The sequence below is a fragment of the Microvirga massiliensis genome (assembly GCF_001006805.1).
Classification (GTDB): Bacteria; Pseudomonadota; Alphaproteobacteria; order Rhizobiales; family Beijerinckiaceae; genus Microvirga; species Microvirga massiliensis.
In genome coordinates, this window is record NZ_LN811350.1 from 1 (window position 1) to 11448 (window position 11448).

An 11448-nucleotide genomic window follows, 5' to 3' on the forward strand; every position below is an offset into this window, starting at 1 on the left:
GCACACCTGCGCAAGATCGGGGCCCGCACCTTTGACGCGCTCTGGAAGGCCATCGGCGAGATCTGTGATCTGTTCGAACCGCAGGAGTGTTGGAACTACCTCAAAGCCGCCGGATATGCGTCCGTTTAACAGTCCGGTGCTCTAGTCAGCAGATGCGATGTGAGGCGGCAGATTGAGTCATAGGCCGCTGTTGGACTGCATTTCACCGGGTTGCAATTTGCCGTGGCGATTCGGTGGCGACTCGACACAATGATCGACACAGCCGCCAACAGTGGTCGTCAGCTAATGCGTTGGCTTTTCAGGGAAAAAATGGTGCCGCAAGAGGGATTCGAACCCCCGACCCCCTCATTACGAATGAGGTGCTCTACCAGCTGAGCTATTGCGGCATGCGCGCATCGCGGCGCGGGCGCCCTCATATCCTCAAACGCGCCGCCTTGGCAAGGCGCAGTTGGCGTCTTCGGTTACCCGAAGACGCCTTTTCTGACACGCTCCGGCTCCTCGGGACCGGGATCGTCCGGGGGCTTGATCGGGAAGATCACCGGAGCAGGCGCATAGGCGGTTCCATTTGTGCCCGCCTTCTCGCCGGCCCGCGCTTCCTCGCGCTTGCGCTCCTCGACGGCCTCCGGCTTCGCCTCCGATTTCGACTCCGGGCCCGGCTCGTTCGCGGCTTCCGGGTGCGGCATCGGGGAGACCAGCACGGTGGCCGGCTTCTTCTCCTCGGGCGCCCTTGGTTCCGGCGCTGGCGCATCGGCGATCACGGGCGGCGACGAGGCTGGGGCGGGCTCGGGCGCGCGCGGCTTTTCCGGCTCCGCAGGCGCGGCTTCGACCGGCGTCGCCGGCGTGGCGGCCTCCTCTATGGGCGCAGGCGCCGCGGCCGGCGGGATCGCGGGCGGGATGCTGACGAACTTCTCCTCCTCGTCGAGATCGGCCGTCACCTCGTCGAGGCGGGCGAGCTCGGGGGCGACGAGGACGTCCGGTGGGGTCTGCCACCGGAAGGCGTCGAGCTGGCCGGTCACGGGCGAGATCGGCTCCCAATGGTCGGAGATCACGCCATCGGCGATCCAGGCCGGGTCCCGCGGGGCGCGCGTCGCGCGCATCACCCATTCGCGGCCATGGCCGGCACGGCCGTGCTCGAGCTGCTCGAGATCGGCCATCAGGAGGCAGACGCGCACCGTCGGCCGGTCGTGGAGCAGCGGCTCGAGCGCCTCCCGCGCCTGGCCGAACTCGCGGGCCTCGATGGCCGAACGCGCGATGGCGATGCGGGCCTCGGGCGACCAGCTCGAGAGCTTCGCGAGGGTGTGCGCACGCGCCAGACGGTCGAGTGCCGAGTCGCCCGGGCGCAGGTTGAGATAAACCTCCGCGAGTTCGGGATGCGGCTCGATCTTCCAGGCGGTCTCGACGGCCCTGGCGGCTTTCCGGAGATCGCCGCGCCGGGAGAGCAGGCGTCCCGCGAGAACGGCGGCCGGGACCAGATCGGGCGCGAGCTTCAGGGCGTCCAGCGCGGTTTCGAGCGCACCGTCGGGATCGCGCTCCTGGCGGTCGCGCGCCTCGGCGGTGAGGAGCACCGCGCGCTGGCGCCGCGCCGCCGCCTTGTCGATGAGGCCGAGCGAGGCCCGGCGCTCCACGGATTCGCGCGCGCCGCGCCAGTCCCGCTCGGCGCAATGCGCCTCGAGCACGGCGTCGCTCGCCCAGCTCGCGGCGGGCGCGAGGCGGGCGGCCTCCTGGGCGTGGCGGTGGGCGGCTTCGAGATCGCCGCGCCGGCGCGCCTCGACGAAGAGGCCGCGCAGGCCGAGCACCCGCGTCTCCTCGCCCTCGATCATGCGCCCGAATGCAGCTTCGGCGGCGACCCGGTTGCCCGAAACCTGCGCGGCCTGCGCCTTGAGGAGCAGCGTGAGCGGCTCGTGCCCGAGCAGGCGCTCGGCCTCGGCGGCATGGCGGCGGGCGCCGAGCGGATCACCCGCGCCGACGGCCACCATCCCGCGCGAGACGGCCTTGTAGCCGCGGGCGCGGCGGCGCTCCCGCGACCGCGCCTGCCAGGTGCCGGGCAGGCGCACGAGGCCGGTGATGGCCGACCACAGCACGGCGAGCAGGAACGCTACGCCGACGAGGGTCACGGCGGCGACGGCCACGGTGGTGCGGGCCTCGTAGCCCGCGAAGGTCACGACCACGGTGCCCGGCTGGTCCGCGAGCCAGACGGCCGCGACGGCGCCGGCGGCGAGGATGGCGATGAAGATGAGAGCGCGCCACATGGGGCCTGGACTCCTTAAGGCATACGGGTTGGAGCGCGCAGGGCCTGCACGGCCTCAGCGGTGACATCACGGACGGCAGCTTCGGCGGCTGCCCGCTGGCGCAGGGCCGTGCCGAACTCCTGGGAGGCCTGCTGCGCCGGCTCGGGCAGGGCCTGGTAGGCGGTGAGCGCCTCACCGAAGGCGCCGCGGCCGAGCGCGCGCTCGATGCGGTTCACGAGGTCGAGGGGATCCGTGGAGCCGGGCTCGTTCACGGCCCGCACGGTCACGACCTTGTCGGCCATCCGCGCGAACTTGTCCCAGAGATCGCCGTCGCGCGGGCGCGACGCCCGCATGATCGGCTCCCGGACAGCCTCGAAATCCCGGGCGAGGGCTGCGGCCGTCGGCGCGCCGGTCCCGACATAGGGCTGGAGGGCGGCCATCGATTCGGGTGCAGCCCCATAACTCTGCAGCGTCTCGACGACGTTGCCGAGCGGCACGCCCTCGTCGAGCGCCAAGGCGAGCCGGTCGGTCAGCACGACGCGCGTCCCGGCCCGGGCGATCTCCGCGCCTTCCGCCATCTTGGCGACCTGGGCCGAGACGTCCGACAGGGTCTGCTGCTGCCCGGACAGGCGGCCCTCAAGGGTCTGTCCCTGCTCCGTGATGCGGCGCTCGAGCGCCCGGGTCTGCTCGTTCAAGCGCTGCTCGGCCGCCTGCTTCTGCTCGGAGATCTGGCTCCCGAGAGATGCGATCTGCTCGCTCAGGCGAGTCTCGAGCGCCTGCCTCTGCTCGGCCGAGCGCCCATCGGCGGCCTGCACGGCCTGCTGCAGGTGATCCTCGAGCGTTTGCCTCTGTTCGGCGAAGCGCCCGTCGATGGACTGCATGGCCTGGTCCAGCCGCGCCTCGAGGGCCTGCCTCTGCTCGGTCAGGCGCCCGTCGAAGGCCTGCGTGGCTTGCTGAAGGCCGGCCTGCGCCTGGGTGACCTGCTGGAGGCCTTCCTGCACCTGGGTGAGTTGCTGAAGGCTCTCCTGCATCTGCGCGAGCTGTTGGGAGCGCTCGCCGGCCCCGCGCTCGGTGGTCTCGAGGCGGGTGCGCACGTCATCGAGCCCCTTGCGTAAGTCATCGAGGGCCGCGGTGTCCGGTTGCGGCGCTGCGGCGGGCTCCGGCGCCGGCCGGGCCAGCGCCTCCTCGGCCCGGGCGCGCGCCTGCTCGGCCGCGCCACGCGTCTCGTCGAGGCGCTGCGTCAGGCCCGAGAGACTACCCTCGATCTGCCCGAGCCTGTCCTCGAGGCCCGCGGGCACGGCCGGGGTCGCGGATGCAACGGGCGGCGTCTGCCGGGACAGGGCCGTGATCCTCTGCTCGAGCGTCGCGATCCGGGGATCCGGCTGGACCGGCTGCACGGCCTGATAGCCGAGGACGAGGCCGCCCCCGACCACGCCGCCGAACAGGCTCGCCGCGAGCAACGAGCCGACGCCGGGGCCCTTGCGGGCGGGCGTCGCCTCCGCGGGCGGCGCGCGGTCACGATCCGCAGTTCCTCCGGCGTTGTCGGCCGTGCCGGAGGCCAGGGACGTGGCCTCGGCTTCCGCGCCCGCCGTAGCCGCATCCTCGGCAGCCGGCGTGCGGTCGTCCGTCATCTGAGAGCGCGAGAGCGCAGCCTCATCCCCGACGAACGGCTCGTCCGAGGTCTTCTCGGCAGAGGCGATCTCCGCCGGAGTCGCTTCGCCCACAGCCGCCGCCTCCACCGGAGCGGGGGCCGCGGTGCCGTGGTCCGGCATCAGGTCGGAATCCGCGACGGGAACAGTGGCGGATTCCGGGGCCGATTCGGCCTCGGCCTTCGTCTCTGCCGATCGGGCGACATTCGGAACCGAAGCGGTCTCCTCGGCCCGGGCAGGCTCGCGATCCGTTTCGGGCGCCTTCGCCTCGGGGGAGAGCGGCGTGGTGTTCTGCGCAGGGGTCGCGGCCGTCTCGGACGTGGCTGCCGTTGCCGGGCTCGGCCCCGTTCCGGCGCCCGTGCCGGATTCCGACTTCGCTTCCGGGTCCGGAATCACGGTCGCCTTGAGGTCGATGGTGGCGGGTTCGCGCCCGCGGCGATGGGGGCGTTTCGGGTGTCTGGGCGAATTGGTCACAGAGCCATCCTAGGGCAGCGAATCTGGCAAGCTTGGGTGCACCGGAACCCGGTACTTACCGCAGCCGGCAAAACGAGGCGACCCTCACGGCATCCAGAGAGGTCGAACGCCGCCCATACGGCGCAGGGTCCCTTCTGGACATCGCGAGCATCAACCCGCGGAACGAGGCGATCCTCGCGCGGTCCGGGAAGGTCAAATGGGACCGGTGCGGCCCCGGGATCTCCAGGACACGATGAGAATCGACACGCAACGAGGAATCCGAGTCGCGAACCGATACAACTCGATCGAGCCCCCATGATCTAGCGTCCGAGGCGATTCGGACAGGGGCAAGGACCGATGATCGGGCCACGAATGTGCGGCTGCGGCATCAGCGCCCGGAGCAGCAGGGGTCGTCGCGGCGTGTCGGCCCGATCAAGGCCCGAGCAGAGCCAGGAGCCGATCCTCGTTCGGCGCTTCCGCCACCACGACATCGAGGCCGGCCAACGTCAGCGGCTGCGCGACGTCAGCGGACAGGCAGGCGTGCCGCATCCGCGGCAGACAAGCGTCGAGCTGCGCGTCCGCCGCGAGCGCGAGCAGGATTTCGGCGCTGCGCCGCGAATAATGGAGAACGGCCTCGATCGCGCCGGCGCGGATCGCTTCCACAGCCTCGGCGGGAAGAGCCCCTGCAGGGCGCGCGTCATAGGCGATCCACGGCCTCACGGCGAAGCCGTGCGCGGACAGGCTCGCCTCCGGCTCGGGCTTGGCGTCCCGCCCGCGCGTATGGAGCAGCCTCGCACCGGGCGCAATCCGCTCCGCCACAAGGCGGACGAGCGCCTGTGCATCCCCGCCGGCCGTCGCGACGGCCGTGAACCCGGCCTGACGGGCGGCGCGCGCCGTGCGCTCACCGACGGCAAAGACCGGCACCTGCTTCGGGAGCGCGGCGGCCGCGGGGGCGACCGCATGGCCGCTCGTGAGGATCAGGGCCGCGGGCGATTCGACCGGCGGCGTAGTCCCGGTGGGCGCGATCTCGAGAACCGGCGCGAGAATCGGCTCGTGTCCCCGCTCGCGCAGCCGCTCCGCCGTGCGCTCGGCGTCGTCGCGCGACCGGGTCACGAGGATGCGCATCAGAGGGTGAGGAAATCGGCCGGCATGCGCGCCTTGAGATCACGGCCGGCCTCGGCTCCGAGAGCGGCCGCCTCGGCGGGAGGACCGGACAGAGCGACCTCGCGTGCATCCGAGCCGTCCGGGCGGAGCACAAGGCCGCGGAAATCGAGCACGCCATCCCTGAGCCGTGCGTGGCCGGCGATCGGCGTCCGGCAGGAGCCATCGAGGACGGTCAGGAAGGCCCGCTCGGCGGCGAGCGCGTAACCGGTCTCGGGATCAACGATCCGCGCAAGCAGATCGAGCACCCGGTCGTCGCCGGCGCGCGCCGTGATCCCGATTGCGCCCTGCCCGACGGCCGGGAGAAATTCGTCGGTCTCGAAGATCGCCGTCGCGTGCTCCGTCATGCCGAGCCGCTTCAGCCCGGCGAGCGCCAGCATGGTGGCGTCGACGACGCCGCTCTCGAGCTTCGCGAGCCGGGTCTGGACATTGCCGCGCAGGAGCGTGACGGCGAGATCCGGCCTCAGCCGCCGCACCTGGGCCTGGCGGCGCAGCGAGGCGGACCCGACCACGGCGCCGGGCGGGAGATCCTGCAGGCGGGCGGCCCGCGCGCTGATGAAGACGTCGCGCACGTCCTCCCGGGGCAGATAGCCGGCGATCATGATCCCTTCGGGCAGGTAGGTCGGGATGTCCTTCGCGGAATGCACCCCGCAATCGATCGCGCCTTCGAGGAGGGCGATGTCGAGCTCGCGCGTGAACAGCCCCTTGCCGCCGGCCTCCGAGAGCGGCCGGTCCTGGATCGCATCGCCCGTCGTCTTGATGACCTTGAGCGCGAACTGCGTCTCGTCGCGACCGGTGGCCCGGCACAGCCGATCCTGCGTCTCGTGGGCCTGCGCGAGCGCCAACGGGCTGCCGCGCGTGCCGATCACCAGGGTCGCGGAATCCGCCATGAAGTCTTCTCCAATCACGCTGTGCTTGCGGGGTTGGCGCTGCCACCCTCACCTCTTGCTTGAGAGGTAGCGCTGCCACCCTCACCCGGACGCTTCGCGTCCGACCTCTCCCATCGAGGGAGAGGTGATGTGCGAGCGGCCGCGTTCTCGCCTCTCCCCTTGTGGGAGAGGTCGCCCCGAAGGGGCGGGTGAGGGGTGCCGGCGGTGTCGCATTCGATGATGCGCACCAGAAAGCCCCGCCTTCCGTTTGCTTGTCCCGCATCGCGGACTATAGGACATCCGATCCTCCCGCAATCCTCGGACCAGCCCCGCATGCGCATCCTCGGCATCGAGACCACCTGCGATGAAACCGCCGCCGCCGTGGTCGGCGACGGCTTCGACGGGCGCGGCGAGATCCTGTCCAACGAGGTGCTGAGCCAGATCGCGCAGCATGCCACCTATGGCGGCGTGGTGCCGGAGATCGCGGCGCGCGCCCATGTCGAGGTGATCGACCGACTCATCAAGCGCGCGCTCGACAGCGCGGGCACGAAGCTCGACGCCATCGACGGCATCGCCGTCGCGGCCGGGCCGGGGCTGATCGGCGGCGTCCTCGTCGGTTTGACGACCGCGAAGGCGCTCTGCCTCGTCACGCGCAAGCCGCTCCTCGCCGTGAACCATCTCGAGGGCCATGCGCTCACGGCGCGGCTCACGGACGGGATCGCCTTTCCCTATCTCCTCCTCCTGGTCTCCGGAGGGCACACGCAGCTCGTCGCCGTGCGCGGCGTGAACGACTACGTGCGCCTCGGGACGACGATCGACGATGCGATCGGCGAGGCCTTCGATAAGGTCGCGAAGCTCCTCGGCCTGCCCTATCCCGGCGGACCGCATGTCGAGAAGGAAGCCCTGTCGGGCAACCCGGAACGCTTCGCCCTGCCGCGCCCGCTGCTCGGACGACCGGAGCCGAACTTCTCGCTGTCCGGTCTCAAAACGGCCTTGCGCCTCGAGGCGGAGGCGATCGCGCCGCTCTCCGCCAGCGACGTCGCCGATCTCTGCGCCTCGTTCCAGGCCGCCGTCGTCGACGTAATCGCGGATCGGATCCGCGTCGGGCTGCGGGCCTTCGCCGAAGTGGCGGGCCACCCAACCGCCCTCGTCGTGGCGGGCGGCGTTGCGGCGAACCAGACGATCCGCAACACCCTGCAGCGCTTCGCGACCGAGACCGGCCTGCGCCTCGTCGCGCCACCGGTCGCGCTCTGCGGCGACAATGCCGCGATGATCGCCTGGGCCGGGCTCGAGCGTCTTCGCCTCGGCCTCGTGGACGACCTCTCGGCGCCGGCGCGGGCCCGCTGGCCGCTCGACACGCGGGGAGACGAGGCCGGAGCGCGGGCGTGACCCGCCTCGGCATCGCGGGCGCCGGCGCCTGGGGCACGGCCCTCGCCAATGTCGCGGCCTCGGCGGGACTCGCGGTCCGGCTCTGGGCGCGCGACCCCGCGCAGGCGGCGGAACTGGCCGAAACGCGGCTCAACCCGCGGGCGCTCTCCGGTATCCCGCTCCATTCCGGCATCCAGCCGACGGCGGAACTCGGCGACCTCGCCGAGTCCGAGGCGGTTCTCCTCGTCACCCCCGCGCAATCGACCCGTGCTATGGCGATAGCGCTCGCCGGGGTGATGCGCCCGGGCGCGCCGCTGATCCTCTGTGCGAAAGGTTTGGAGCGCGGCACCCGGCTGCCCTTGAGCGATGTCGCAGCCGACGTGCGGCCGGGCGAGCCGGTCGCGGTGCTCTCCGGCCCCAGCTTCGCGGCCGACGTCGCCGGCGGCCTGCCGACCGCGGTCACGCTCGCCTGCACATCGCCCGGGATTGCAGAGCACTGGGCCGGCGCGCTCTCCGGGCCAGCTTTCCGGGTCTATCACGGCGACGACGTGCGCGGTGTCGAGTTCGGCGGCGCCGCCAAGAACGTGCTCGCGATCGGCTGCGGCGCGGTGATCGGGCGCGGGCTCGGCGAAAGTGCCCGCGCGGCCCTCGTGGCCCGTGGCTTCGCCGAGATCCTGCGCCTCGCGGTAGCCTGCGGGGGGCGGCGCGAGACCCTGATGGGCCTGTCGGGCCTGGGCGATCTCGTCCTCACCTGCACCTCGCCGCAATCCCGCAACTTCGCCTTCGGGGAGCGGCTCGGGCGCGGCGTGCCGGTCGAGGAGGCCGCCGCGGGCCGGCTCACCGAAGGAGCCACGACGGCGGCGGTGCTCGTCGAGCTCGCCCGCGAAAGGAATGTCGAGATGCCGGTCGCGGCGGCGGTCGATGCGGTGATCGCCGGCCGGCTCGGCCTCGACGAGGCCATCGACCGGCTGATGCAGCGTCCGCTCAAGCGGGAATATTGAGGAGTTCAGTTCAAGAATGGCGCACTGGCTGTACAAATCCGAACCGTCCACCTGGTCGTGGGACCAGCAGGTCGCGGCCGGCGAAAAGGGGACCTCCTGGGACGGCGTGCGCAACCACCAGGCGAAGCAGAACCTCATGGCCATGCGGCTCGGTGACCAAGGGTTCTTCTACCACTCGAACGAGGGCAAGGCGGTCGTCGGCATCGTCGAGGTGATCCGCGAATACTACCCCGATCACACGGACGAGACCGGCAAGTTCGGCATGGTCGACGTCAAGGCCGTGAAGCCGCTGCCCCGCCCCGTCACGCTCGAGGCCATCAAAGCGGAGGAGCGCCTCGCCAAGATGATTCTCGTCACGAATTCGCGGCTCTCGGTGCAGCCCGTGACCGACGAGGAATGGGACATCGTCTGCCGGATGGGCGGGCTTTAGCGCCTCGCCCCTCGCGGGCAAGAGAGTTCGCGACGAAAGTACGGGCCCTCATGGCTTGCCGCCCCCCCTCCTCCTCTGCATATGCTTACACAGAGCCCGCCGGTGCCTCTCACCGGCCGGCAGTGGGAGAAACGCTATGCAGGACAAGGTCTACGACGTGTCGTCGGACTGGAGGCGTCGCGCCTACGTAGATGAGGCCGCGTATCGGGCGCGCTACGAGGAATCGATCCGCAACCCCGAGGCCTTCTGGAGCGAGGAGGGCAAGCGCATCCACTGGTTCAAGCCCTATACGCGGGTCAAGAACACGAGCTTCGGGCCCGGCGACGTCCACATCCGCTGGTTCGAGGACGGGACCACGAACGCCGCCTATAACTGCATCGACCGTCATCTCCCGACCCGGGGCGACCAGGTCGCGATCATCTGGGAGGGCGACGATCCCTCCGAGTCGAAGCACATCACCTATCGCGAATTGCACGACGAAGTCTGCCGCATGGCGAACGTCATGCGCAACCGCGGCGTCCAGCGCGGCGACCGCGTCACGATCTATCTGCCCATGATCCCCGAGGCCGCCTATGCGATCCTCGCCTGCGCGAGGATCGGGGCTGTCCATTCGGTGGTGTTCGGCGGCTTCTCGCCCGATTCGCTCGCCGGCCGCATCGCCGACGCGAAATCGAAATTCGTGATCACCGCCGACGAGGGCCTGCGCGGCGGCCGCAAGGTGCCCCTGAAGGCCAATGTCGATGCGGCGATCGCACGGGTGGACGGCGTCGACCACGTGATCGTCGTGCGGCGCACCGGCGGCAAGGTCGACATGACGCCGGGCCGGGACGTCTATTACGACGAGGCCGCGTCACTCGTGACGACGGAATGCCCCGTCGAGGAGATGAACGCGGAGGATCCACTCTTCATCCTCTACACCTCGGGCTCGACCGGACAGCCGAAGGGCGTGCTGCACACGACCGGCGGCTATCTCGTCTTCGCCGCGATGACGCACCAGCTCGTCTTCGACTACCACGACGGCGACATCTACTGGTGCACCGCGGATATCGGCTGGGTCACGGGACACAGCTACATTCTCTACGGGCCGCTCGCGAACGGCGCGACGACCCTGATGTTCGAAGGCATCCCGACCTATCCGTCCGCCTCCCGCTTCTGGGAAGTGGTGGACAAGCACAACGTCAACATCATCTACACCGCCCCCACGGCGATCCGCTCGCTCATGGGCGCCGGCGAGGAGCCGGTGAAGAAGACCTCGCGCAAGTCGCTGCGCCTGCTCGGCAGCGTCGGCGAGCCCATCAATCCGGAAGCCTGGGAATGGTACCACCGGGTGGTGGGCGACAGCCGTTGTCCGGTCGTCGATACCTGGTGGCAGACCGAGACCGGCGGCATCCTGATTTCGCCGCTGCCCGGGGCCACACGCCTGAAGCCGGGCTCCGCGACGCTGCCGCTCTTCGGAGTGAGGCCGGAGATCGTCGACGGCGAGGGCAAGGTGCTCGAAGGCGTGGCGGAAGGGAACCTCGTGATCGCGGATTCCTGGCCGGGCCAGATGCGCACGGTCTATGGCGACCACGACCGCTTCGTGCAGACTTATTTCTCGACCTTCCCGGGCAAGTATTTCACCGGTGACGGCTGCCGGCGGGATGCGGACGGCTATTACTGGATCACTGGCCGCGTCGACGATGTCATCAACGTCTCGGGGCACCGGATGGGCACCGCGGAGGTCGAGAGCGCGCTCGTGGCGCACCCGAAGGTCTCGGAAGCCGCCGTCGTGGGCTATCCTCACGACATCAAGGGCCAGGGCATCTATGCCTACGTGACCCTGATGGAAGGCGTGGAGCCCAGCGAAGAACTGCGCAAGGAGCTGGTCGGCTGGGTCCGCAAGGAGATCGGCCCGATCGCCTCGCCGGATCTCATCCAGTTTGCGCCCGGCCTGCCGAAGACGCGTTCCGGCAAGATCATGCGCCGTATCCTGCGCAAGATCGCGGAGGACGAGTTCTCGAATCTCGGAGATACCTCGACCCTCGCCGACCCGACCGTCGTCGACGATCTCGTCGGGAACAGGCAGAACCGCCGCTCGCACGCGGCGTGATTCTTCACCTCTCCCTTGATGGGAGATGTCACGCGCGAAGCGCGTGGGTGAGGGTTGGCAGCGCTGCGTTCGAAAGTGCAGCGCAGTTGCGTTCAACCGGAGAGCGCAGTGTTTCCCCCCTCACCCGCCCCTTCGGGGCGACCTCTCCCTCCAGGGGAGAGGCGAAGAGCGGGCGGCCTGCACATCACCTCTCCCTTGAC

The 11448-nt window shown here is 70.3% G+C and carries 8 protein-coding genes, 1 tRNA gene and 1 pseudogene; 5 read left to right on the forward strand and 5 right to left on the reverse strand.

Going from position 1 to position 11448, the window contains the following annotated elements; genetic code table 11:
- Positions 1–129: pseudogene (locus BN1233_RS49405) on the forward strand (IS630 family transposase); the annotation flags it as partial.
- Positions 130–310: 181 nt separating this feature from the next.
- Here the strand turns inward: BN1233_RS49405 and BN1233_RS00005 are convergent.
- The 5 genes from BN1233_RS00005 to hemC all read right to left on the reverse strand — a co-directional run bounded on the left by BN1233_RS00005 (position 311) and on the right by hemC (position 6381).
- Positions 311–386, reverse strand: a tRNA-Thr gene (locus BN1233_RS00005).
- 75 nt (positions 387–461) lie between these two features.
- Positions 462–2249 carry a heme biosynthesis protein HemY gene (locus BN1233_RS00010; RefSeq protein ID WP_046861504.1) on the reverse strand — a complete coding sequence of 596 codons (1788 nt, stop codon included), beginning with the start codon at positions 2247–2249 and terminating at the stop codon, positions 462–464.
- 14 nt (positions 2250–2263) lie between these two features.
- Positions 2264–4351 (reverse strand): COG4223 family protein, encoded by a 2088-nt coding sequence (locus BN1233_RS00015; protein WP_046861505.1) that lies wholly within the window; start codon positions 4349–4351, stop codon positions 2264–2266.
- 411 nt (positions 4352–4762) lie between these two features.
- A complete protein-coding gene (locus tag BN1233_RS00020; protein ID WP_046861506.1) occupies positions 4763–5455 on the reverse strand; it encodes a uroporphyrinogen-III synthase in 693 nt (230 codons plus the stop codon).
- Positions 5455–6381, reverse strand: a complete 927-nt coding sequence (gene hemC, locus BN1233_RS00025; RefSeq protein WP_046861507.1) for a hydroxymethylbilane synthase — start codon at positions 6379–6381, stop codon at positions 5455–5457. Before hemC ends, BN1233_RS00020 begins: the two co-directional genes overlap by 1 nt.
- A gap of 312 nt (positions 6382–6693) precedes the next feature.
- Between hemC and tsaD the strand changes: the two genes are divergently transcribed.
- From tsaD to acs, 4 genes are all read left to right on the forward strand, one after another.
- Positions 6694–7749 (forward strand): tRNA (adenosine(37)-N6)-threonylcarbamoyltransferase complex transferase subunit TsaD, encoded by a 1056-nt coding sequence (tsaD, locus tag BN1233_RS00030; protein WP_046861508.1) that lies wholly within the window; start codon positions 6694–6696, stop codon positions 7747–7749.
- Positions 7746–8729, forward strand: coding sequence for an NAD(P)H-dependent glycerol-3-phosphate dehydrogenase (locus tag BN1233_RS00035; RefSeq protein ID WP_046861509.1), 984 nt, complete (start codon positions 7746–7748; stop codon positions 8727–8729). Before tsaD ends, BN1233_RS00035 begins: the two co-directional genes overlap by 4 nt.
- Before the next feature lie 16 nt (positions 8730–8745).
- Complete coding sequence (locus tag BN1233_RS00040) at positions 8746–9159, forward strand: EVE domain-containing protein (protein WP_046861510.1); 414 nt, start codon at positions 8746–8748, stop codon at positions 9157–9159.
- A gap of 136 nt (positions 9160–9295) precedes the next feature.
- Positions 9296–11248 carry an acetate--CoA ligase gene (gene acs, locus BN1233_RS00045; RefSeq protein ID WP_046861511.1) on the forward strand — a complete coding sequence of 651 codons (1953 nt, stop codon included), beginning with the start codon at positions 9296–9298 and terminating at the stop codon, positions 11246–11248.
- Positions 11249–11448: the final 200 nt, after the last annotated feature.